This window comes from Reyranella sp. GW821-FHT14A01 (assembly GCF_058803965.1).
Map to the genome: position 1 here is coordinate 56,479 of NZ_JBXAPM010000016.1, position 21,925 is coordinate 78,403.

The window sequence follows — 21,925 nt, forward strand, 5'->3', positions numbered from 1 at the left end:
CCATTATGTATAGTCATAATAAGGCCGCCATGCAATGTGACCGCCTCTGGAAGAACGCACGCCTCGCGACCCTGACGGGCGAGGGGCTGGGCCTCGTCGAAGACGGGCTTGTGGCCGCGCGCGACGGGCGCATCGTCTATGCCGGCGCGGCGGCGGAGGCACCGGCGCTCGCCGCCGCGGAGACGATCGATTGCGTCGGCCGCTGGATCACGCCGGGCCTGGTCGACTGCCACACTCACATCGTCTACGGCGGCAACCGCGCGCATGAGTTCGAGCTGAGACTGGCCGGCGCCAGCTACGAGGAGATCGCGCGCGCGGGCGGCGGTATCGTCTCGACCATGCGCGCGACGCGCGCGGCGAGCGAGGAAGCGCTGGTCGCCGGTGCCCTGCCGCGGGTCGATGCGCTGATCGCCGAAGGCGTCACGACGATGGAGATCAAGTCCGGTTACGGGCTCGACCTTGCCACCGAAATGAAATCGCTGAGCGCGGCGCGTCGTATCGGCGAGATGCGGCCTCTCTCGGTCAAGACGACTTTCCTCGGCGCCCACGCGCTGCCGCCGGAAGCCAACGGCGACAAGGACGCCTACATCGCCAACGTCTGCGACGAGATGCTGCCGGCCGTCGCCAAGGCAGGTTTGGCCGATGCGGTCGACGGATTCTGCGAAGGCATCGCTTTCACACCGCAGCAGATCGAACGGATCTTCGAGGCGGCCAAGGCCAAGGGCCTGCGCGTAAAGCTGCATGCCGAGCAGCTTTCCAACCTCCACGGCGCGAGCCTCGCGGCACGCTACGGCGCGCTGTCGGCCGATCATCTGGAGCATGTCGACGAAGCCGGCGTTAAGGCGCTCGCACAAGCCGGCACCGTCGCGGTCCTGCTGCCGGGTGCCTTCTACTTCGTGCGCGAGACGCACAAGCCGCCGGTCGACCTATTGCGGCAGCACGGCGTCAAGATTGCCCTGGCGTCCGACAGCAATCCCGGCACCTCGCCGCTCACCTCACTGCTGCTGGCGATGAACATGGGCGCGACTCTGTTCCGGCTCACGGTCGATGAATGCCTGGCCGGCGTTACGCGCGAGGCGGCACGCGCGTTGGGCTGTCTCGACAGTGTCGGCACGCTCGAAGCCGGCAAATGGTGCGACCTCGCGATCTGGGACATCGAGCGCCCGGCCGAGCTGGTCTACCGCATGGGCTTCAATCCGCTGCAGGCGCGGGTCTGGAGGGGCAGATGAAGGCGATCGTGATCACGCCGGGAACGGTTCCTCTTTCGGCCTGGCGCGACATCTATCGCGGCGCCGCGGTGAGCCTCGACCCGGCCGCCTATGAGGTGATCGACAAGTCGGCGCGGGCGGTGTCGGCCATTCTCGCCAGGCACCAGCCCGTCTACGGCATCAACACCGGCTTCGGAAAGCTGGCCAGCGTCCGCATCGATGAAGCCGACCTGCAAACCCTGCAGCGCAACATCGTGCTGAGCCACGCCGCCGGCGTCGGCGCGCCGATGCCGGTGTCCGTGGTGCGCCTGATGATGGCGCTGAAACTCGGGAGCCTGTCGCAGGGCGCGTCGGGCGTGCAGCCCGCGACGGTGCGGCTGCTGGAAACGCTGCTGGCCGAAGGCCTGACGCCCGTGGTGCCCTGCCAGGGCTCGGTCGGCGCCTCGGGCGATCTGGCGCCGCTCGCGCATATGAGTGCCGCGATGATCGGCGTCGGCAGTTTCATCGTCGAAGGCGAGGTCGTGCCGGCCGCGAAGGCGCTGGGCGACCTCGGGCTGAAGCCGCTGGTGCTGGGCGCCAAGGAAGGGCTCGCGCTGCTGAACGGCACGCAATTCTCGACCGCCTATGCGCTGGCCGGCCTGTTCGAGGCGGAGAACCTCCATGGCGCAGCGCTGGTGACCGGTGCGCTTTCGACCGATGCGGCGCGCGGCTCGGATGCGCCGTTCGATCCGCGCATCCATCATCTTCGCCGCCATGGCGGGCAGATCGCGGCGGCCGAAGCGCTGCGTCGACTGATGGCCGGATCGGCGATCCGCGCCTCGCATCTCGTCGGCGACGAGCGGGTGCAGGATCCCTACTGCCTGCGCTGCCAGCCGCAGGTCATGGGCGCCGTACTCGACATTCTGCGTCAGGCCGCAACCACGCTCGAGACGGAAGCCAACGGCGTCACCGACAATCCTTTGATCTTCACCGATCCCGACGAAGCCCTGTCCGGCGGCAACTTCCACGCCGAGCCGGTGGCCTTCGCGGCCGACATCATCGCGATGGCGCTGTGCGAGATCGGCTCGCTGGCCGAGCGCCGCATCGCCATGCTGGTCGACCCGGCGCTGTCGGGCCTGCCGGCCTTCCTGACGCCGCGGCCCGGCCTCAACTCGGGCTTCATGATCCCGCAGGTGACGGCGGCGGCGCTGGTCTCCGAGAACAAGCAACGCGCCTATCCCGCCAGCGTCGATTCGATCCCGACCTCGGCCAACCAGGAAGACCATGTCTCGATGGCGGCGCACGGCGCGCGCCGCCTGCTCGACATGGCGGCCAATCTTTCGTCGGTGATCGGCATCGAGCTGCTGGCGGCCGCGCAGGGTTGCGATTTCCACCGGCCGCTGGCCTCCAGCCCGCCGCTCGAGGCGGTGCGCACCTTGCTGCGCAATGCCGTGCCGCATCTCGAAGACGACCGCCATTTCCATCCCGACATGGAGAAGGCCACCTCTTTTGTCGCCGACGGCACGATCGTCGCCGCCGTCGGCCCCGGCTTTCTGCCTGCCCTTCAGGAGACAAAATGAACCGCATCGACAATGCCCGCACCATCCGCGCGCCGCACGGCACCGAACTCTCGGCCAAGAGCTGGCTCACCGAGGCGCCGCTGCGCATGCTCATGAACAACGTCGATCCCGACGTCGCCGAGAAGCCGGGCGAGCTCGTCGTCTATGGCGGCATCGGCCGCGCCGCGCGCGACTGGGAGAGTTTCGACCGCATCGTGGCGTCGTTGCGCAAGCTCGAAGCCGACGAGACGCTGCTCGTCCAGTCGGGCAAGCCGGTGGGCGTGTTCCGCACCCATGCCGATGCGCCGCGAGTACTGATCGCCAACTCCAACCTCGTGCCGCGCTGGGCGACCTGGGAGCATTTCAACGAGCTCGATCGCAAGGGCCTCATGATGTACGGCCAGATGACGGCCGGCTCGTGGATCTACATCGGCAGCCAGGGCATCGTTCAGGGCACCTACGAGACCTTCGTCGAGATGGCGCGCCAGCACTATGGCGGCAGCCTCGCCGGCCGCTGGATCCTGACGGCGGGCCTGGGCGGCATGGGTGGCGCGCAGACGCTGGCGGCGACGATGGCCGGTGCCTCGTGCCTCGCCATCGAATGCCGGCCGAGCAGCATCGAGTTCCGCCTGCGCACCGGCTATCTCGATGTGCAAGCGAAGGACCTCGACGACGCGCTCGCGATCATCACCAAGGCAACGGCCGAGAAGAAGGCCGTCTCCGTCGGCCTGCTGGGCAACGCCGCCGACGTCCTGCCCGAGCTGCTGCGTCGCGGCGTGCGGCCGGACTGCGTCACCGACCAGACCTCGGCCCACGATCCGGTGAACGGCTACCTGCCCAAAGGCTGGACCCTGGCCGACTGGGAGGCCAAGCGCGCCAGCGATCCGGCCGGCGTCGCCAAGGCGGCGAAGCAGTCGATGGCCGGCCATGTCCGCGCCATGCTCGAATTCCACAAGCTCGGCGTGCCCACGGTCGATTACGGCAACAACATCCGCCAGATGGCGCTGGAAGAGGGCGTGGCCGACGCGTTCGCCTTCCCGGGCTTCGTGCCGGCGTACATTAGGCCGTTGTTCTGCCGTGGCGTCGGGCCGTTCCGCTGGGCCGCGCTGTCGGGCGATCCCGAGGATATCTATCGCACCGACGCGAAGGTGAAGGAGCTGCTGCCGGACAACAAGCATCTCCACAATTGGCTCGACATGGCTCGCGAAAAGATCAAGTTCCAGGGCCTGCCGGCGCGCATCTGCTGGGTCGGGCTGGGCGACCGCCATCGCCTCGGCCTCGCCTTCAACGAGATGGTGGCGAAGGGCGAGCTCAAGGCGCCAATCGTGATCGGCCGCGATCATCTCGATTCCGGTTCGGTCGCCAGTCCCAACCGCGAGACCGAGGGCATGCGCGACGGCTCCGATGCCGTGTCCGACTGGCCGCTGCTCAATGCGCTGCTCAACTGCGCCTCGGGCGCGACCTGGGTGTCGCTGCATCATGGCGGCGGCGTCGGCATGGGCTTCTCCCAGCATGCCGGCATGGTCATCGTCTGCGACGGCACGCCGGAGGCGGCCAAGCGCATCGAGCGCGTCCTGTGGAACGACCCGGCGACCGGCGTCATGCGCCATGCCGACGCGGGCTACCAGGAAGCCATCGACTGTGCCCGCGAGAAGGGGCTCAATCTGCCGAGTTTGTAAAAGAAGGGTCCCTCACTGCGTTCGGGATGACAATGATTTCTGCATCGGCGCCCGGTGCTAATCCGACAAGATTGTCATCCCGAACGCAGTGAGGGACCTTTGAGTCACGAGAACAGGGAGTCGCTATGACCTTATCGCTCGTCGGACGCTGTGCCCGCACCGGCATGCTGGGCGCCGCGGTGACCACCTCGTCGATCTCGGTCGGGTCGCGTTGCTCGCATGCGCGGGCGGGCATTGGGGCGGCGCTGACGCAGCATCGTACCGATCCCAGGCTGGGGCCGTTGGCGCTGGACCTGCTGGCGCACGGTTTCTCGGCGCCGGAGGCGATGCAGGCGGTGGTCGCGGCGACGCCGCACCGGCACTGGCGGCAGCTGGCCTTGATCGATGCGGCCGGCCGCACCGCCGTCTATTCCGGCGCCAATGTCCGGGCCGAGCGTGGCGAGGCGGAGGGCAAGGAGTGCGCTGCCATCGCCAACATCGTGCGGTCCGCCGCGATCCCACAGGCGATGGTCAGTGCTTTCGAGGCCTCTCCCGATCAGCCGCTGGCGCGCCGCCTGCTCGATGCGCTGGCTGCCGGCGAGGCGGCGGGTGGCGAGTTCCAGCCGGTAACGTCTGCGGCGCTGCTCGTCGTCGACCGGGAGTCTTTTCCCTATGTCGACCTGCGCGCCGACGACCATGCCCAGCCGATCGCCGAACTCGCCCGTCTCTGGGCGAAGTACGAGCCCGAAGCCGAGGCTTATGTGATCCGCGCCGTCGATCCGGAAGCCGCGGTGCCGCCACCCGGCATGACGCTCAAGACGACTTGATCTTGTAATGCAACTTTATCGCGGGCTGTGGCGTTTGGTCGGCATGCCCCGCGATGTCATCCCCTCCGAAGAACCGGCCGACAAGGCCGCCCGCGAACGCCTCGAAGCCGAGATGAAGCGGGCGCTCTGGGCGCAGCAGGCCTCGCGTTCCTGGGCGGCTCTCACCGCCGCCAAGGCCCTTCAGCCCAATCTCTGATTTCCCACCGCATCGAAGCGGCAGCCCAGCCGGTACCGTGAAGACGGGTGCAGGCAGCGCACCATCGTGACCAGTGTCGTGCGCGTCCAGGTGCGCCGTGTCAGCATCAGGCAGGGCTCCGACGGGTCGATCTGCAGGCGATTTGCCTGTTCCGGTGTCGGCAACACCGCATCCACGACATGCTCGATCTCGTCGAACGGCACGTTTTGCACCAGGTACTCGCCCGGCGGGATGTCGTTGAAATCCTGGTCGAGGAAGTCCGGCACGACCTGCGGGTTGACGTAGCGGTCCTCGAACTGGACCGGCACCTCGTTTTCGAGGTGAAGGCACACCGAATGAAAGACCGACTGGCCTGAGCGCAGGCCGAGCCAGGCCGCGACATCGGCGGGCGCCGCGACACGGTCGGCGCTTATGAGCGCGCAGCGATAGTCGTGGCCGCGCTGGCGGACCTCGCGGGCGATGCTGGCGATGTGCAGCAGGGTCGATTGCGGTTTGTCCTCGGCGACGAAGCTGCCGACGCCCGCCACCCTCACGATGCGGCCCTGCTGGACGAGGTCGCGGAGCGCCCGGTTCACCGTCATGCGCGACATGCCGAACCGGCCCACCAGCTCGTGCTCCGACGGCAGGCGGTGGCCAGGCGGCCACGATCCATCCTGGATGTGGCGCACGATATAGTCTTCGACCTGCTGGTAGAGCGCGGTCGAGGCCATCGCTCCCTCAGTGATCCGCGGCGATGGCTTCGACCCGGATTTCCTCGGTGAGGCGGGCCTTCAGCGCCATGAATTCGGGCGTCGTCTTGACCGTGTAGTGCCGCGGATGCGGCAGGTCGACGGTCAGCTCGGTCTTGATGCGGCCCGGGCGCGCGCTGAACACGACGACCCTGCTCGCCATGAAGATGGCCTCGTCGATGTCGTGGGTGATGAACATCACCGTCTTCTGGGCCCGCTCCCAGATGCCCAGCAGCAGTTCCTGCATCAGCACGCGCGTCTGGTTGTCGAGCGCGCCGAACGGCTCGTCGAGCAGGAGGATTTTGGGGTCGTTGGCCAAGGCGCGCGCAATGGCCACGCGCTGTTGCATGCCACCGGAGAGCTGCTTGGGAAAATGCTCCTCGAAGCCGCGCAGGCCGACCTGGGCAATGAACCGGTCGCTGATCTCGCGCTGTTCCGAGAGCTTCATGCCCTTTTCTCGCAGGCCGAAGCAGATGTTCTGGCGGACGTTGAGCCAGGGGAAGAGCGTGTAGCTCTGGAACACCACGCCGCGGTCGGCGCCGGCACCCACGATGTTGGTGCCGTCGAGTTTGATTTCACCCGTCGTCGGTGTCTCGAGCCCGGCAACCAGCCGCAGCAGGGTGGACTTGCCGCAGCCCGAGGGGCCGAGCACGGTGATGAAATCGTTGTCGCCGACTTCGAGGTCGACCGGCAGCAACGCCTGCGTCGGCGGCGTGTTGCGCTTGTGGCCGGGAAAGATCTTGGAAACGCCGTGGATCGAAAGCCGGCTCATCGCAGCAGGCTCCACGAAAAGAGGTGCTGGTTCGCCTTCTTGAAAGCCAGGTCCGACAGCAGGCCGACCAGGCCGATCACGACGATGCCCGCGATGATGTGGTCGGTCGCCATCAGCGCCTGGCTGTCGGTGATCATGTGGCCGATGCCCGACGAGGCGCCGATCAGCTCGGCGACGATGATGTAGGTCCATCCCAGCCCCAGCACCTGGCGCAACGCCTCGGCGATGTCGGGGGCGGCGCCCGGGAGCACGACACGGCGGATCACGCCGCTATCCTTGCAGCCCAGCGTATAGGCGGCTTCCACCAGGTCGCGGCGCGTGCCGGCCACGATCATGGTGATCATCAGGGTGAGCTGGAAGAAGCAGCCGATGAAGATGACGGTGAGCTTCTGCGCCTCACCGATGCCGACCCACAGGATCAGCAGCGGGATGAAGGCCGAGGCCGGCAGGTAGCGCGCAAAGGAGACGAAGGGCTCGAAGAAGGCCTCGATCGGCTTGTAGACGCCCATCGCGATGCCGAGCGGCACGGCAATGATGGCGGCGAGCAGGAAGCCACCGACCACGCGCCAGATGGTCATGCCGACATCGTAGGTGAAGCCTTGCGTGGCGAAGAGATCGTACCCCGACGTCAGCGTCTGCCACGGCGAGGCAAGGAAGTGCTTCGGGACGGCGCCGGTCCAGGTGATCAGGGACCAGAGCGCGACGAAGGCGACGAAGAACGCCACGCCCAGGATGATGCGATTCTCCCGTTTGACGGGAACCAGCAGTTTCATGCGCCTTTACTCAAATCTTCCGCGCCATCTCAGAGAAAGGTCCCTCACTTCGTTCGGGATGACACTATTGTTGAAAACTGCGCAGTGCGCCGACCGCAAAACCGGTGTCATCCTGAGCGTAGCGAAGGACCTTTGCTTATAGGCGATGGCTCTACCAGTGACGGCAGAGAGTGACCCGTTACTGGATGTACGTCGTGTCGAACAGCGTATCCATGTTGTCCGGCTTGGCCTTGATCACGCCGATCTCGAGCAGCAGCTCGGCGGCTTCCTTGTTGAAGGCCTGGATCTCGCCGTTGAAGAACTTCTTGTTGGCTTCACGGTCGGCCCACTTGATCTTGGCCTGGGACTTCTCGAACTGCTCGGCCGTCTGCTTCACGTCGGCGCCCATGATCGTGAAGGCCTTTTCCTTGTCCTTGGCGATCATGTCGAGGGCCTGGAAGTAGCTCTCGGTGAGCGCCTTCACGGCCTTCGGGTTCTCCTTGATGAACTTCGGCGTGCAGCCGAACGAGTCGAACACCATCGGGTACTGCAGCGAGTCGGCGATCAGCTTGCCGGTCTCGGGCTTGTCGCGTACCAGGCTGAGATAGGGCTCGTAGGTGACGGCGGCGTCGAGGTCCTTGCCGGTGACGAAGGCGTTGGCGGCGGGCGCGGGCTCCAGGGTGACGAGCTTCACGTCCTTCAGCGACATGCCGTTCTTCTTCAGGATCCAGGCCAAGGTGAAGTGCGGGTTGGTGCCCGGCGCCGAGGCGGCGACGGTCTTGCCCTTCAGGTCGGTGACCTTGGAGATGTCGTTGCGGGCGACGATACCGTCAGAGCCCATGCCCTGGTCCATCTTGAAGAGCTGGGTCGTGGCGATGCCGTTGGTGTTCCACACGATCCAGGTCTCGACCGTGGTGGCGGCACACTGCAGGTCGCCCGAGGCGATGGCCAGGTGGCGGTCCTTCTGCGGGATCTTCTTGATCGTCACGTCGAGGCCGTTCGCCTTGTAGATGCCGGCTTCCTTGGCCAGCGTGATCGGCGCGAAGCCGGTCCAGCCGGAGATGCCGATCGAGACCTTGGTGTCCTGAGCCGCGGCGCCGCCGGCGATGGCCGTCGCCGCCAGAAGGGCGGCCACTGCTGTGAACTTGGACATGATGAAGCTCCTGCTTTGATTGTTACGAACGATAGACGACGGGAAAGAGTGGGCTATCGAGCGGCTCGCCGTCCAGCAGCCCGAGATCGGGGAAGGGCGGCGAGGTCCGGCCGGCGCGCTTGGCGAAGACGGCATCGTCGCCGACCCAGCGCGCCGAGAAGACGCGACGCGCGCGCGGCGACTGGTTGCCCGGCGCGCCGTGCACCGTGCGGAAATTGAAGGCAATGGCGTCGCCCGGCTGCATGTCCCAGCCCGCGATGTCGAGTGTGGGGCGCAGCGTCTCGATGTCGGGCATCACCTCGAAATCGTCGTTGGCATAGAGCCGCGTGCCGTCGAAACGCATGGGCCTGAAACCCTTGCCCCAGGTGTGCGAGCCCTTGATGCACTCCATCACCACGTCGCGCGGCACGGGATCGAGCGGGATCCAGAAGCTGACACTCTGCCGGCCCTCGACGCAGTAATAGGGCTGGTCCTGGTGCCACGGCGTCACCGTGCTGCCGCCCGGTTGTTTCACGAGCACATGGTCATGGAAGAAGCGGGCCGTGCGTGAACCCATCAGCCGCGCGGCGATCTCGGCGGCGCGCGACTTGTAGACGAAGGCCTCGAACTCGGGGATGCGCTGCCAGTTGCACAGGTCCTGGAAGAAGGGCGCCGAGCCGTCGGCCGGCCGCACCGTCCGCTCCAGCGGACTGGGATTGGCCATCAGCGCATCGATGCCGGCGCGCAGTGGTTCCACCCAGTCATCGAAGACGCCGCGCAGCACGATCGCACCGTCCTGGCGATAGAGGTCCGCGTCGTCCGTGACTGGCGCTTTTTGTTCGATTCCCATGCCTAGCCTGTAGCCTGTCTATACAGGTCAAGTCAGCAGATTCTGTGCCATGTGCACAATCAATGCGAGCCACCTTTCGAGCAAGGCGTGGCATGGGACTTGCGTCTTTTTGCAGTGATTGTCCGCGTTCCAACGGGAGAGCGAGGCGTGCCTCAAAAGACTCAACGCGGGATGATGCATCTCGGCGCCTTTGTTCACGAGACCGGCCAGCATGTTGCTGCCTGGCGTCATCCTGAAGCTCACTTTCATTCGGGCGCGAGCTTCGCCGACGCCGTCGAGGTCGCGCAGACCGCCGAGCGCGGCAAGTTCGACTTTCTCTTCCTGGCCGACACGGCCGCCGTCAGCCTGTCGGGAACGCCTGAATCGCGCGGCCGCATGGGCAAGGTGGTCAAATTCGAGCCCATGACGATCCTGTCGGCGCTCGCCGCCGTCACGAAGCATCTCGGTCTGGTGGCCACTTCGACCACCACCTTCAACGAGCCCTACACGCTGGCGCGCCAGTTCGCCTCGCTCGACCAGATCAGCGGCGGCCGATCCGGCTGGAACCTCGTCACCTCGAACAACGAGGATGACGCGCTCAACTACAGTCTCGAACAGCACCCTGCGCATGCCGACCGTTACGAACGCGCCATCGAATTCGCCGAGGTCGTCACCGGCCTGTGGGACAGCTGGGACGAGGACGCCTTCATCCGCGACAAGGAATCGGGCGTCTTCTTCGATCCCTCCAAGCTCCATCCGCTGCATCACAAGGGCAAGCATTTCCAGGTGCGAGGGCCGCTCAATGTCGGCTGCTCGCCGCAGGGACGACCGGTGCTGGTCCAGGCCGGCGCCTCGGGCACCGGACGCGATGTTGCGGCGCGCCTCGCCGAGCTGGTGTTCACGGCGCAGACCACTTTTGACCAGGGCAAGGAGTTCTACGGCGATGTGATGGGGCGGCTGCCGCGCTTCGGCCGTTCGCCGGCCGAGGTTCTGGTGATGCCCGGCCTCTATCCGGTCGTCGCACCCACTGCCTCGGAGGCACAGGAGAAGTACGATTACCTGCAGTCGCTGATCCATCCCAGCGTCGGCCTCGCCGTACTGGAACACACGATCGGTGTGCACGATCTCGACAAGCTGCCGCTCGACGGGCCGGTGCCGCAGATGCCCGACACCAACGGTCCGCTCAGCCGCCAGCGTCTCCTGCTCGACCAGGCGCGCCGCGACAATCTCACTTTGTGGGAACTCTGCCTCGCCAATGCCGGTCCGCGCGGACACGTGCTCACCATCGGCACGCCGTCACAGGTCGCCGACGAGATGGAGCACTGGTTCAAGGACGGCGCCTGCGACGGCTTCAACGTGATGCCGGCCTGGCTGCCGGGCTCGCTGACCGATTTCGTCGACCTCGTGATCCCCGAACTGCAGCGCCGGGGTCTGTTCAGAACGGAGTACGAAGCCATGACCCTGCGCGGGAATCTCGGCCTGCCGCGGCCGATCAACCGTTTCCATGCCGACCGTTTCGCCGGAGCCGCCCAATGACAAGGAAAGGACCCATGCTCGGCCGCCGCCAGATCGGCGGATTGGCCGCCGGTGCTCTCGTTGCGGGCTCGATGCGGTCGGTGCAGGCTGCCGACGCATCGACCTTCGTCAGCGGCTTCGCGCTGCCGATGAACCTCGATCCGCATCAGGTCTACGACGTGCCGATGCAGTCGATGATGCTGAACGCCTACGACAATCTCTATCGCTACCAGAACGATCCGCCGCAGATCGTGCCGTGGCTGGCCGAAAGCCACACCGTCTCCGACGACGGCCTGCTGTGGGAGTTCAAGCTTCGCCCGAACATCAAGTTCCATGACGGCAGCCCGCTGACGGCGGAAGACGTCGTCTACAGCTTCCGCCGCGTGCTGGCGCTGGGACTGGCCCCGGCCGGCGCGTTCCTGAAGATCCTGAAGCCCGACAATGTCACGGCGCCCGATCCGCTGACCGTGCGGTTCAAGCTCGAGACCTCCTATGCGCCGTTCTTCGCGGCGATCCCGAGCATCTCCATCGTCAATCCGCGGCTGATCGAGCCCAACGTGAAGAACGGCGACTGGGGCAAGGCCTGGCTCGCGTCGAACGGCGCGGGCTCGGGCTCCTATCGCATCGTTCCCGCGGGCTACCGGCCGCTCGAATATCTCGACATGGAGATCAACGAAGGACATTTCCTCGGCTGGTCGCACAATCCCAAGCCGGTGAAGAAGATCGCCTACCGGCCGACCAAGGAAACCTCGACGCGCGTGCTGGCCCTGCTGAACGGGTCGCTCGACTGCACCGATCCCAACCTGCCGGCCGACCAGGTGGAGCCGATCAACGCCTCCAAGATCGCCTACGTCCAGAAAGATGTGGTCATGCGGACCTTCGTCATCCGCATGAACAACAGCAAGCCGCCGTTCAACAATCTCAATGCGCGCCTGTGCTTCGCGCACGCCTTCAACTACATGGGCTTCATCAAGGACATCCTGGGCGGCTACGCCACGCGCGATCCCTATCCCATGCCCGACAATCTGTGGGGCATTCCCAAGGACGTGAAGGGCTACGACTACGACCTCAAGAAGGCCAAGGAATACTACGCCAAAGCCGTTGCCGAGGGCGCGCCGATGAAGCGTCCGCTGGAGCTGCACGTGCAGTCGGAGAACGAGCAGAGCGTCCAGGGCGCCCAGCTCTTCCAGTCCGACCTGGCGCAGATCGGCATCAACCTGAAAGTGGTCGGCAACATCTGGTCGAACCTGACCACGGCCGCCGCCAAGCCCGACACCACGCCCGACATGTGGGTCCATTGGGTCAGCACCTATTTCGTCGATCCTGAGAACTGGGTCGGCCAGATGTACGACAGCCAGTTCCACGGCACCTGGAAGGCCTCGTCCTACTACAAGAACGACCAGGTCGACGCGCTGCTGCGCAAGGCGCGTGCGGCGGTGAAGCAGGAGGAGCGGGCGCCGCTCTACGAGGAGGCCATCCGCAAGATCATGGCCGATTCGCCCGACATCTGGATCTACAACTCCATGCAGCTCCAGGGCCTCAACAGGCGGGTCAAGGGTCGCCGCTTCTGCACCGTCGGCCAAGGCGCGGAGATTCGCTGGATCACGCTCGATAGCTGAGCATGCTGCGTTTCGTCGTCCGGCGCTGCCTGCTCGTGCTGCCGTCGCTGCTCGGGTTGCTGGTCATCACCTTCCTGCTGATCCGTGTCGTGCCGTCGGATCCCGCGGTGGCGATGGCGGGCGATGCCGCGACGCCCGAACAGATCGAGCAACTGCGCCAGCAATACGGCCTCAACCGCCCGATCTGGGAGCAGTTCGTCTCCTATGTGGGTAAGGTCGCCACGCTGGATCTCGGCGAGAGCGCTTTCTCGCGCCGGCCGGTGGCCGTCGACATCGCCCAGCGCCTGCCGGCGACGCTGATGCTCACCTTCTGCGCGCTGGCGATCTCGGTCTTCGTCGGGGTGCCGCTGGGCGTCATCGCCGGCCTCTCGCACAATGCCTGGCCGGACTATCTGCTGCGCGTCTTCTCGGTGATGGGCATCGCCGTGGCGGCCTTCTGGTTCGCCATCATGCTGCAGCTCTTCTTCTCGATGGAGCTGGGCTGGTTGCCCCTCCGTGGCGAGATCTCCCCCACGATAGCGCGGCCGCCGAGGGTCACCGGCTTCATGGTGTTCGATGCGCTGATCGCCGGCCGGTTCGACGTGGTTTCGGATGCCTTGCGCCATCTCGTCCTGCCGGCGGTGACGCTGTCGCTGGGCGGGCTCGCCACCATCGTGCGGTTCACGCGGGCCGGTGTGCTCGACACGCTGCAGCAGGATTTCGTCTTCTACGAACGCGCCATGGGCTATCGCCGGCGACGCCTCGTCTGGATCTACGTGCTGCGCAACTCGGTGACCGCGACGGTGACGCAGATCGGCCTGCTGTTCGGCGGCCTGATCGCAGGCGGCGTGGTGGTCGAATCGATCTTCGACTGGCCGGGCATCGGCAGCTACACGGTGCAGGCGATCCTGACCGGCGACCGCCAGGTCATGCTCGCGGTCACGCTGCTGGTCGGCGTGGTCTATGCCGCCGTCAATATCCTGACCGATCTGGTGCATGGCGTGCTCGATCCGCGCCTGATGGAGCGGGGATGAACCCGATCCTGCGCAAGCTCAGCCGCGACCTGCCGGCGATGCTGGGGCTCGGCATCGTGCTCTTCGTGCTGGTGATCGCGATTTTCGGGCCGATGCTGGCGCCCTATCCGGAGGACGCGGCGGCCTCGCATCTCACGCGCCGCCTGAAGCCGCCCAGCGCCGCCTTTCCGTTCGGCACCGACAATCTCGGTCGCGATATCTTCTCGCGCGTCATCCTGGGCGCGCGCGGCGCGCTCTCGATCGCGCTCACCGTCGTGTCGACCGCCATGCTGATCGGCGTGCCCCTGGGCCTGATCGCCGGCTATCGCGGCGGCTGGGTGTCAGAGAGCATCATGAGGGTCACCGATGTGGTGCTGGCGATCCCGCAGCTCGTTCTCGCCCTTGCGCTGGCGCAGCTCATGTCGCCTTCGCTCGAAAGCGCGATGCTGGCGCTCTCGCTCACCTACTGGCCGTACTTCACCCGCATCGTCTATGCCGAGACACGGCGGCTCTCGGCGTCGCTGTTCGTCGACGCCTTGCGCGGCATCGGCGCCGGGACCGGTCGCATCGTCTTCCTGCACATCCTGCCCAACGCGCTCTCGCCGGTGATCGTGCGCGCCACCATCGGGCTCGGTTTCACCATCCTGGTGGCGGCGGTCCTGGGCTTCCTCGGCATGGGCGCGACGCCGCCGGCGCCGGACTGGGGTCTCGCCATCGCCGAAAGCCGCACCTACCTGCCGCGCGCCTGGTGGTATGCGACCTTCCCCGGCCTCGCGATCCTGATCACCGTAATGGGCTTCAATCTCCTGGGTGACGGTCTGCGCGACATCGTCGATCCCCGCATCCGACGGTCGCGATGATCCCCGTCCTCAGCGTACGCGGCCTCAAGGTCTCGATCCGCACCGACGAAGGCAAGGCCGAGATCCTCGATGATATCGGCCTCACCCTGGAGCGTGGCCGCATCCTGGGCGTGGTGGGCGAATCGGGCTGCGGCAAGTCCACGCTGATCCGCTCGATCATGGGCATCCTGCCGCGCGCGGCGACGGTCGAGGCCGGCGAGATCTGGTTCGAGGGCGAGAACCTGCTGGCCTTCTCCGAAGCCGAGCTGAACGACGGCGTGCGCTCCAGCCGCATCGGCTTCATCCCGCAGGACCCGCTGCTGGCGCTCAATCCGGTGTTCAAGGTTGGCACCCAGATGCTCGAGATCATGCGCTGGCATGCGCCCGACAACGGGTTGCGCGGCGCGGCGCGGCGACGGGCGCATGTCGAGCGGCTGGTGAGCCTGCTGAAGCGCATGCAGGTGCCCGATCCGGAAACCGCGCTCGAACGCTATCCGCACCAGTTCTCGGGCGGGCAGCGCCAGCGCCTGCTGATCGCGGCGGCGCTGGCCTGCGCGCCGGGCCTCGTGATCGCCGACGAGCCGACCACGGCGCTCGACGTCACGACCCAGCACCAGATCCTGCTCCTGCTACGCGAACTGGTGGCCGAGTTCGGGATCTCGCTGCTGTTCGTGACCCACGATTTCGGCGTCGTCGCCGAGCTGTGCGATGATCTCTGCGTCATCTATGCCGGCCAGACGGTGGAGGCGGGGGCCGTGCAGGCGATCCTCGATGCGCCGTCGCATCCCTACACCCGCGCGTTGCTCGCCTGCCATCCCGACCGCGCCACGACGTTCCTCGGCATCCCGGGCTCGGTGCCGTCGCCGCTGGCGCGTCCGCCAGGTTGCCTGTTCGCGCCGCGCTGCAGCGATGCGCGGGCGCTTTGCCTCACGGGACGGCCGCCGCAGGGGCAGGCCCGGTCCGGTGCCGAGGTCCGCTGCGTGCAGTTCGCATGACCGCCGACCCGATTCTGACGTTGCGCGACGTGTCGGTACGGCTGGGCGGCCGGAAGGGCTTCCTGCAACGCACCGTGCTTCCGGTGCAGGCCGTGAAGCAGGTGAGCCTCGACCTGCAGGCCGGCGAGATCCTGTCCCTCGTGGGCGAGTCCGGTTGCGGGAAGACCACGCTCGGGCGGACCATCCTCGGCCTGCAGCGCGAGAGCGACGGCGAGATCCTGCTGGAGGGACGCCGGGTGAGCGGGCTCGTGCCAGAAGAGGCGCGGCGGGCGCGCAGCATCGTGCAGTATTCCCATCAGGACGCCGGCGCGGCGCTCGATCCCTGGTGGAGCATCGGGCGGACGCTGGAAGAGGGGCTCAAGATCCACGGCGTGGGCAACGCCTCGGAACGTCGCGACCAAGTCGCGGCGATGCTGCAGGCGGTTGGACTCGACCCGGTATCGGCGCGGCGCTATCCGCATGAATTCTCCGGCGGACAGCTGCGGCGGCTGGCACTGGCGCGCATCCTCCTGCTGAAGCCGCGCGTGCTGATCCTCGATGAGCCGACCTCAGGCCTCGACATGTCGGTGCAGGCCACGGTGCTGAACCTGCTGCTGGAACTGCGTGAGCGGTTCTCGCTCACCTATCTTTTCATCTCGCACGACCTGTCGGTGGTCGAGCGCCTGTCCGACCGCGTCGCGATCATGTATCTCGGCCGCATCGTCGAGCTGGGCACGGCGAAGACCGTGTTCGGCCAGCCGACTCATCCCTATACGCGCACCTTGCTGGCGGCGGCGCCTCGGCTCACGGGACGACGCGCGTCCGGTCCGTCGCTGGTGCGCGGCGATCCCCCGAACCCGAGGCTGGTCCTGCCCGGCTGTTCGTTCTTCGGCCGTTGCCCGATCGGTGTACCCGCTTGCCAAGAAACGGCACCGAAGCTGCAACCTGTTGCAACCGGACACGAGGTTGCCTGCCATCGCGCCGACATGGCGGGAGAAGAAGGGCAGACTGCTTCGATCGGAGCAAAGCGCCGCGCCTGAACGGGCGCCGAAGGGGCTCTTTTCCTGCGATTCCGCGATGCACGCCGATGGCATGACGCTTGCTGCCTGTCCGGTATCAAAGGCAGGTGCAGGATGGAAATTGGCGTCTTCATTCCCATCGGCAACAATGGCTGGCTGATCTCGTCGACGTCGCCGCAATACACGCCGAGCTTCGACCTCAACCGCGAGGTCGTGCAGCGCGCCGAGCGCTACGGCTTCGACTTCGCCATGTCGATGATCAAGCTGCGCGGCTTCGGCGGCAAGTCGCGCCATTGGGACGACAATCTCGAATCCTTCACCCTGATGGCGGGCCTCGCCGCGGTGACGACGCGCATCGACCTGATCGCGACCGTCGCCGTGCTGACCTTGCCGCCGGCGATCACCGCGCGCATGGCCGTCACGATCGACAGCATCTCGAAGGGCCGCTTCGGCGTGAACCTCGTGACCGGCTGGCAGAAGGCCGAGTATGACCAGATGGGCCTGTGGCCGGGCGAGGAGCATTTCAAGCATCGCTACGAGATGGTCACCGAGTACGTGACGGTGATGAAGGAACTCTGGGAGAAAGGGCAGTCCGACTTCAAGGGCAACTACTTCACGATGAACGACTGCCGGTTGTCGCCACTTCCGTCGCGGCCGATCAGGCTGATCTCGGCGGGGACCAGCGACGCCGGCATGAAGTTCGCGGCCGAGCACTGCACCTACAATTTCTGCAGCGGCCAGGGCGAGGCCAACGATCCGCGCGATTGCGCCGAGGCGGTCGGGCGGCTCAAGGCCGCCTGCGCCGCCGCCGGTCGCGACGTGAAGGCGCTGGCCCTCACCATGATCATCGCCGACGAGACCGACGAGGCGGCGATGGCCAAGTGGGAGCACTACAAGGCCGGTGTCGATCTCGACGCCATCGACTGGCGCTCCGACCAGGCGGCGTCCGACAAGTTCGCCGCGGCCAACTCGACGGCCGGCCGCATCCGCCGCCGCGAGCCGCTGCCCAACAACGGTTCGCGCCTGATCGGCTCCTACGCCACGGTCGCGCGCCTGCTCGACGAGATGGCCGAGATCGACGGGCTGGCCGGCGTTATGCTGACCTTCGACGATTTCATCATCGGCATCGAACAGTTCGGGCAACGCATCCAGCCGCTGATGCGAAGCCGGGCCAAGCTGGCCGCCGCCGCGGCATGACCGTGGACGCCCTTGCGACCCCACCGCCGGCGACGGCCGGCACGACGCAGGGGACGGCAAGGCCGCAGCTCGACCTGGAGCTGCGCAACATCCGCAAGCGCTATGGCACCTTCACCGCCGTCGACGACGTGTCGCTGAAGGTCGGCAAGGGCCAGTTCGTCTGCCTGCTGGGCCCGTCGGGATGCGGCAAGACGACGACTCTGCGCTGCATCGCGGGCCTCGAGGAGCCCGACGACGGCGGCATCCTGATCGGCGGCAAGGAGGTGACGAAGGATCCGCCGTGGCAGCGCGACATCGCCATGATGTTCCAGGACTTCGCCCTGTTCCCGCACATGACGGTGGCCAGGCAGGTGGGCTTCGGCCTCGAGATGCTGCACCGGCCCAAGGCCGAGATCGCGCAGCGGGTACAGCACATCCTGACGTCGTTCGAGATCGCGGCCTTGGCCGACCGCAAGCCCGCCAGCCTGTCCGGCGGGCAGCGCCAGCGCGTGGCGCTCGCCCGCGCGATGATCACCGAGCCGCGCATCCTGCTGCTCGACGAGCCGATCGGCGCGCTCGACTATTCCTTGCGCGAAACCGTGATGCTCGAGCTCAAGCTCCTGCAGCAGCGCACCGGCATCTCCTTCATCTGGGTGACGCACGACCAGAACGAGGCCTTTTCTCTTGGTGACCTCGTCGTGGTCATGAACCACGCGCGGATCGAGCAGCAGGGCACGCCGGAGGATATCCTGCTGCGCCCCGCGACCGCCTTCGTCGCGGGCTTCGTGCAGGGCAACAACGTCTTTCGCGGCCGCATGGGCGACGTGCTGGCCGATGCGTTCGGCATCGAGACGGCGACCGGCACCTTCCTGGGGCCGCGGCCGCGCGGTGCGGCACCGGTGCAGCCGGGCACGGAAGTCTCCTTCTCGGTGCGGGCCGAGCAGATCACCGACCAGCTCTCCGACCGTCACGTCAATCGCCTGACCGCCACCTGCACGGCCGTCGAGTATTTCGGCTCGGTGCGCCGGCATATCCTCGAACGGTCGGACGGCGAGGTGATGAAATACGACCAGTTCGGCGCGCACGCGGCCCGCATCGTGCCGGGGCAGCGGGTGACGCTTGGCTGGGCGATCGAAGCGACCGTGCTGCACGGGGGAGCGGGCGCGTGAGCACCATCCGGCCGCGCTCCGCCGCCGGCTACTGGCTGGCGCTGCCGGCCGCGGCCTGGATGGTGGCTGTCGTGGTGGTGCCGATCGTGCTGCTGGTCTGGGTGTCGTTCTGGGGCGGCCGGGCCTTCTCGACGGCGAGCCCGCTCACCTTCGACAATTACGCGCGGTTCTTCGCCAACCAGACCTATCTCAAGCTGGTGCTGAGCACGATCCTCCACACCGCCACGCTGATGGCGCTGACCGGCGTGCTGGGCTACGGCATCGCCTACTTCCTGGTGATGAAGGTGCGCAGCCCGGGCTGGCGGCTGGCGCTGTTCCTGGCCTTCATCATCCCGTTCTGGACCAGCACGCTCATTCGCGCCATCGCCTGGGTGCCGTTCCTCGGCGTCAATGGCGTGATCAACCAGACCCTGATGTTCGCCGGCGCGACCCAGTCGCCGATCGAGGCGTTCCTCTACTCGCACACCGGCATCACCATGGCGCAGGTGTCGCTTTACACGATGATGGCGGCCGGCCCCGTCGTCTACATGCTGAACTCGATCCCGCCGCAGCTTCGCGAGGCGGCGATGACCCTGAAGGCGCCGCCCTTCGTGGTGTTCCGCCGCATCGTCTTTCCGCTCACCCTGCCGGGCGTGGTGATCGGGCAGGTACTGGTCTTCCTCAACGTGATGTCGGACTTCGCGACCGTCGCCACGATCGGCGGCAACAAGCACGCGCTGCTCTCCAACCTCGTCCTGCTGTTCTACGAAGGCTCGCAGATCCGCGCCGCCTCGGTGGTCGCCGTGTTGCTCATGCTGTGCATGCTGGCGGGCGTCGTGGTGGCGCTGCGCGTCGTCGACATAAGACGGCTGGGGGCCTGAGCCCATGGGCAGGAACATGGGCGGGAAGCTTGGCCTTCGAGTCACCGGCTGGATCCTCGGCACGCTCACCCTGGCGTTCCTCGCCTATCAGTGGCTGCCGATCTTCACCCTGGCGCTGCTGTCGTTCAGCGGCCCGACCGGTGGCACGACCTTCCCGATGAACGGCACGTCGTTCCACTGGTACGAGGAGCTGTGGCGGGCCAGCGTCATGAACGACTTCAAGCCGCCGCTGCTGCGCTCGACGCTGCTGGCGCTCGCCTGCTCGGCGACGACCATCGTGTTGTCGGTGATGGCGGCCCAGGCGATGCGCGGGCGCTTCCGCGGCAATGGCTGGTTCTTCTACCTGATGCTGCTCGGCCTCATGGCGCCCGGCATCCTGGTGGGCTTCGGCTTCGCCATCATGATGCGGCTGCTCGACGTCGAACTGTCCTGGGACACCACGACCTTCATGGTCCAGGTCTCGTGGACCCTGCCGTTCGGTTTCCTGACCATGCTCGCCGTCTTCAACCGCTTCGACGCGCGGATCGAGGAGGCGGCGCTGACGCTCGGCGCGTCGCGGCTGACCACGTTCCGGCGCATCACCCTGCCGCTCGTCCTGCCCGGCGTGATCGGCGCGGGACTGTTCGGCTTTTCGCTGTCCTACGACGAGTATGCGCGCAGCATGTTCACGACCGGGCCGGAGCTCACCCTGCCGCTCGCCGTCATGGCGCAGCTCGACCGCCAGCTCACCCCGGAGATCTATGCCGTCGGCACCGCCACGACGTTCTTTTCGCTGATCGCCATCACGCTCTTCACCGTCGCCTTCTGGGCGATGCGGCGATCGACGGCCGTTCGGAGGTCCTGACAGTTGTAGAGAAAAAGGAGATTCGCCATGTCGATCAGACGTCGTCACTTGCTGGCCGCGGCCGGCGCCTCGGCCCTTGCCGCACCCGCCTTGGGCCGCCAAGCCTTCGCCCAGGCCAAGCAGATCAACCTGGCGGGCGCCAGCTACGACATGCGCGAGGCCATCCTCGGCGAATTCTCCAAGCGCACCGGCATCACGCCGCGCCCCTTCGTCAATCCCTCGACCCAGGTGAGGGTCGATCGCCTGCGCACGGCGCCGGTCGACTGCGTCCTGCTCGACGCGCCGTTCGCGGCCTTCGCCAACGGCGAAAAGCTATTGCAGCCGATCGACATCTCCCGGCTGCCGAACTGGTCGAAGCTGCATCCCCTGTTGAAGGACGGCCGCGCGACGCCGACCGCCCCGCTGGGCTTCGGCGCCAATCCGGGCCGCATGATGTATCTCGACGAGGCGCGCACCAAGGTGTCGTTCGCGCCGATGTTCTTCCAGATGGACAGTATCGGCTACAACGCGGGCAAGATCCCGGCCGAGAACAACACCCTGTCCTGGGGCGAGCTGTTCAATCCCAAATGGCGCGGCAAGGTCGCGATGTTCGGCATCGACTGGCTCGGCATGCTGAACGCCGCCATGGGCATGCGTGCGCTCGGCCTGCTCAACCCGGTCGACATCAGCAACATGACCGAGAAGGAAGTCGACACGGTCGTGGCCTTCCTGAAGGAGAAGAAGAAGGAAGGGCACTTCCGCGCGATGTGGAAGGCCTATGGCGAGCTGGTGAACCTCATGGCCTCCGAGGAGGTCTGGATTGCCGATGCCTGGTGGCCGGTGGTCGTCGAAGTGGCGAGCAAGGGCATCCCGGTGCACTACGCCGTGGCCAAGGAAGGCTATCGCGCCTGGTGCAACGGCTATGGCATCGCCGCCGGCAGCAAGAACCTCGATGCCTGCTACGAGTGGCTCAACTACTGGATGGAAGGCTACCCCGGCGCGCGCCAGTCGGAGATCGGCTACTTCTCGACGGTCGACAATTACGAGAAGTATCTCGATCCCAAGCTGGTGAAGGAAGTCTATGGCGGCGTCGGCCGCGACGGCGGCTCGCTGGCCGACCGCGCCGAGCGCGTGTTCGTCTGGAATACGCGGCCGAAGAACCTCGAATACTACACCGAGAAGTGGAACGAGTTCCTGGCGACGTAGAGCGGGTCGACTTGAAGTCGAGCCGGCCAAGCCGCCTCATTGGAGCGCGCCACTGCGCGCGGAGTAACCTCCGCGCTGAAGTGGCGCTCATGT

Annotated in this window: 21 protein-coding genes; 16 read left to right on the plus strand and 5 right to left on the minus strand. The window is 66.5% G+C overall.

Annotation, left to right across the window (positions count from 1 at the left end; genetic code table 11):
* Positions 1-29 precede the first annotated feature (29 nt).
* The 5 genes from hutI (at position 30) to AC1ROX_RS25505 (ending at position 5,427) form a co-directional block, all read left to right on the plus strand.
* Positions 30-1,229 (plus strand): imidazolonepropionase, encoded by a 1,200-nt coding sequence (gene hutI / locus AC1ROX_RS25485; protein ID WP_493130527.1) that lies wholly within the window; start codon positions 30-32, stop codon positions 1,227-1,229.
* On the plus strand, positions 1,226-2,767 hold the full coding sequence (hutH, locus tag AC1ROX_RS25490; protein ID WP_493130529.1) for a histidine ammonia-lyase: 1,542 nt from the start codon (positions 1,226-1,228) through the stop codon (positions 2,765-2,767). Before hutI ends, hutH begins: the two co-directional genes overlap by 4 nt.
* Complete coding sequence (hutU, locus tag AC1ROX_RS25495) at positions 2,764-4,425, plus strand: urocanate hydratase (RefSeq protein WP_493130531.1); 1,662 nt, start codon at positions 2,764-2,766, stop codon at positions 4,423-4,425. The genes hutH and hutU overlap by 4 nt, the downstream gene beginning before the upstream one ends.
* 125 nt (positions 4,426-4,550) lie before the next feature.
* Positions 4,551-5,231 (plus strand): DUF1028 domain-containing protein, encoded by a 681-nt coding sequence (locus AC1ROX_RS25500; protein ID WP_493130533.1) that lies wholly within the window; start codon positions 4,551-4,553, stop codon positions 5,229-5,231.
* Between the two features lie 7 nt (positions 5,232-5,238).
* Positions 5,239-5,427, plus strand: a complete 189-nt coding sequence (locus AC1ROX_RS25505) for a hypothetical protein (protein WP_493130535.1) — start codon at positions 5,239-5,241, stop codon at positions 5,425-5,427.
* On the opposite strand, the gene hutC is transcribed toward AC1ROX_RS25505, so the two are convergent.
* The 5 genes from hutC to AC1ROX_RS25530 all read right to left on the minus strand — a co-directional run bounded on the left by hutC (position 5,412) and on the right by AC1ROX_RS25530 (position 9,661).
* Positions 5,412-6,137 (minus strand): histidine utilization transcriptional repressor HutC, encoded by a 726-nt coding sequence (gene hutC / locus AC1ROX_RS25510; protein WP_493130537.1) that lies wholly within the window; start codon positions 6,135-6,137, stop codon positions 5,412-5,414. The two genes, AC1ROX_RS25505 and hutC, sit on opposite strands and share 16 nt — an antisense overlap.
* Positions 6,138-6,144: 7 nt before the next feature.
* A complete protein-coding gene (locus AC1ROX_RS25515; RefSeq protein WP_493130539.1) occupies positions 6,145-6,927 on the minus strand; it encodes an ABC transporter ATP-binding protein in 783 nt (260 codons plus the stop codon).
* Positions 6,924-7,700: an ABC transporter permease gene (locus tag AC1ROX_RS25520; RefSeq protein WP_493130541.1), complete on the minus strand. Its 777-nt coding sequence runs from the start codon at positions 7,698-7,700 to the stop codon at positions 6,924-6,926. Before AC1ROX_RS25520 ends, AC1ROX_RS25515 begins: the two co-directional genes overlap by 4 nt.
* Before the next feature lie 178 nt (positions 7,701-7,878).
* The gene (locus AC1ROX_RS25525) at positions 7,879-8,832 is read right to left on the minus strand and encodes an ABC transporter substrate-binding protein (protein ID WP_493130543.1); all 954 of its coding nucleotides are present in this window, start codon (positions 8,830-8,832) and stop codon (positions 7,879-7,881) included.
* A 22-nt stretch (positions 8,833-8,854) separates the two neighbouring features.
* Positions 8,855-9,661, minus strand: a complete 807-nt coding sequence (locus tag AC1ROX_RS25530; protein ID WP_493130545.1) for a phytanoyl-CoA dioxygenase family protein — start codon at positions 9,659-9,661, stop codon at positions 8,855-8,857.
* A gap of 147 nt (positions 9,662-9,808) precedes the next feature.
* Here AC1ROX_RS25530 and AC1ROX_RS25535 point away from each other — a divergent pair, with 147 nt between their 5' ends.
* From AC1ROX_RS25535 to AC1ROX_RS25585, 11 genes are all read left to right on the plus strand, one after another.
* On the plus strand, positions 9,809-11,176 hold the full coding sequence (locus tag AC1ROX_RS25535) for an LLM class flavin-dependent oxidoreductase (protein WP_493130547.1): 1,368 nt from the start codon (positions 9,809-9,811) through the stop codon (positions 11,174-11,176).
* A 14-nt stretch (positions 11,177-11,190) separates the two neighbouring features.
* On the plus strand, positions 11,191-12,774 hold the full coding sequence (locus tag AC1ROX_RS25540) for an ABC transporter substrate-binding protein (protein WP_493130549.1): 1,584 nt from the start codon (positions 11,191-11,193) through the stop codon (positions 12,772-12,774).
* 2 nt (positions 12,775-12,776) lie between these two features.
* On the plus strand, positions 12,777-13,787 hold the full coding sequence (locus tag AC1ROX_RS25545; protein ID WP_493130551.1) for an ABC transporter permease: 1,011 nt from the start codon (positions 12,777-12,779) through the stop codon (positions 13,785-13,787).
* On the plus strand, positions 13,784-14,626 hold the full coding sequence (locus tag AC1ROX_RS25550; protein WP_493130553.1) for an ABC transporter permease: 843 nt from the start codon (positions 13,784-13,786) through the stop codon (positions 14,624-14,626). Before AC1ROX_RS25545 ends, AC1ROX_RS25550 begins: the two co-directional genes overlap by 4 nt.
* Positions 14,623-15,600: an ABC transporter ATP-binding protein gene (locus tag AC1ROX_RS25555; RefSeq protein WP_493130555.1), complete on the plus strand. Its 978-nt coding sequence runs from the start codon at positions 14,623-14,625 to the stop codon at positions 15,598-15,600. The genes AC1ROX_RS25550 and AC1ROX_RS25555 overlap by 4 nt, the downstream gene beginning before the upstream one ends.
* Positions 15,597-16,619, plus strand: a complete 1,023-nt coding sequence (locus tag AC1ROX_RS25560) for an oligopeptide/dipeptide ABC transporter ATP-binding protein (RefSeq protein ID WP_493130557.1) — start codon at positions 15,597-15,599, stop codon at positions 16,617-16,619. The genes AC1ROX_RS25555 and AC1ROX_RS25560 overlap by 4 nt, the downstream gene beginning before the upstream one ends.
* Positions 16,620-16,712: 93 nt before the next feature.
* On the plus strand, positions 16,713-17,795 hold the full coding sequence (gene rutA, locus AC1ROX_RS25565; protein ID WP_493130559.1) for a pyrimidine utilization protein A: 1,083 nt from the start codon (positions 16,713-16,715) through the stop codon (positions 17,793-17,795).
* Positions 17,792-18,943, plus strand: coding sequence for an ABC transporter ATP-binding protein (locus AC1ROX_RS25570; RefSeq protein ID WP_493130561.1), 1,152 nt, complete (start codon positions 17,792-17,794; stop codon positions 18,941-18,943). Before rutA ends, AC1ROX_RS25570 begins: the two co-directional genes overlap by 4 nt.
* The gene (locus AC1ROX_RS25575) at positions 18,940-19,803 is read left to right on the plus strand and encodes an ABC transporter permease (RefSeq protein ID WP_493130563.1); all 864 of its coding nucleotides are present in this window, start codon (positions 18,940-18,942) and stop codon (positions 19,801-19,803) included. Before AC1ROX_RS25570 ends, AC1ROX_RS25575 begins: the two co-directional genes overlap by 4 nt.
* 16 nt (positions 19,804-19,819) lie before the next feature.
* A complete protein-coding gene (locus AC1ROX_RS25580) occupies positions 19,820-20,647 on the plus strand; it encodes an ABC transporter permease (RefSeq protein WP_493130565.1) in 828 nt (275 codons plus the stop codon).
* Positions 20,648-20,674: 27 nt separating this feature from the next.
* The gene (locus AC1ROX_RS25585; protein WP_493130567.1) at positions 20,675-21,832 is read left to right on the plus strand and encodes an ABC transporter substrate-binding protein; all 1,158 of its coding nucleotides are present in this window, start codon (positions 20,675-20,677) and stop codon (positions 21,830-21,832) included.
* Positions 21,833-21,925: the final 93 nt, after the last annotated feature.

Coding starts and splice junctions, on each gene's coding strand:
- hutI (WP_493130527.1), top strand. CDS start 30: ATGCAATGTGACCGCCTCTGGAAGAACGCACGCCTCGCGACCCTGACG.
- hutH (WP_493130529.1), top strand. CDS start 1,226: ATGAAGGCGATCGTGATCACGCCGGGAACGGTTCCTCTTTCGGCCTGG.
- hutU (WP_493130531.1), top strand. CDS start 2,764: ATGAACCGCATCGACAATGCCCGCACCATCCGCGCGCCGCACGGCACC.
- AC1ROX_RS25500 (WP_493130533.1), top strand. CDS start 4,551: ATGACCTTATCGCTCGTCGGACGCTGTGCCCGCACCGGCATGCTGGGC.
- AC1ROX_RS25505 (WP_493130535.1), top strand. CDS start 5,239: ATGCAACTTTATCGCGGGCTGTGGCGTTTGGTCGGCATGCCCCGCGAT.
- hutC (WP_493130537.1), bottom strand. CDS start 6,137: ATGGCCTCGACCGCGCTCTACCAGCAGGTCGAAGACTATATCGTGCGC.
- AC1ROX_RS25515 (WP_493130539.1), bottom strand. CDS start 6,927: ATGAGCCGGCTTTCGATCCACGGCGTTTCCAAGATCTTTCCCGGCCAC.
- AC1ROX_RS25520 (WP_493130541.1), bottom strand. CDS start 7,700: ATGAAACTGCTGGTTCCCGTCAAACGGGAGAATCGCATCATCCTGGGC.
- AC1ROX_RS25525 (WP_493130543.1), bottom strand. CDS start 8,832: ATGTCCAAGTTCACAGCAGTGGCCGCCCTTCTGGCGGCGACGGCCATC.
- AC1ROX_RS25530 (WP_493130545.1), bottom strand. CDS start 9,661: ATGGGAATCGAACAAAAAGCGCCAGTCACGGACGACGCGGACCTCTAT.
- AC1ROX_RS25540 (WP_493130549.1), top strand. CDS start 11,191: ATGCTCGGCCGCCGCCAGATCGGCGGATTGGCCGCCGGTGCTCTCGTT.
- AC1ROX_RS25545 (WP_493130551.1), top strand. CDS start 12,777: ATGCTGCGTTTCGTCGTCCGGCGCTGCCTGCTCGTGCTGCCGTCGCTG.
- AC1ROX_RS25550 (WP_493130553.1), top strand. CDS start 13,784: ATGAACCCGATCCTGCGCAAGCTCAGCCGCGACCTGCCGGCGATGCTG.
- AC1ROX_RS25555 (WP_493130555.1), top strand. CDS start 14,623: ATGATCCCCGTCCTCAGCGTACGCGGCCTCAAGGTCTCGATCCGCACC.
- AC1ROX_RS25560 (WP_493130557.1), top strand. CDS start 15,597: ATGACCGCCGACCCGATTCTGACGTTGCGCGACGTGTCGGTACGGCTG.
- rutA (WP_493130559.1), top strand. CDS start 16,713: ATGGAAATTGGCGTCTTCATTCCCATCGGCAACAATGGCTGGCTGATC.
- AC1ROX_RS25570 (WP_493130561.1), top strand. CDS start 17,792: ATGACCGTGGACGCCCTTGCGACCCCACCGCCGGCGACGGCCGGCACG.
- AC1ROX_RS25580 (WP_493130565.1), top strand. CDS start 19,820: ATGGGCGGGAAGCTTGGCCTTCGAGTCACCGGCTGGATCCTCGGCACG.
- AC1ROX_RS25585 (WP_493130567.1), top strand. CDS start 20,675: ATGTCGATCAGACGTCGTCACTTGCTGGCCGCGGCCGGCGCCTCGGCC.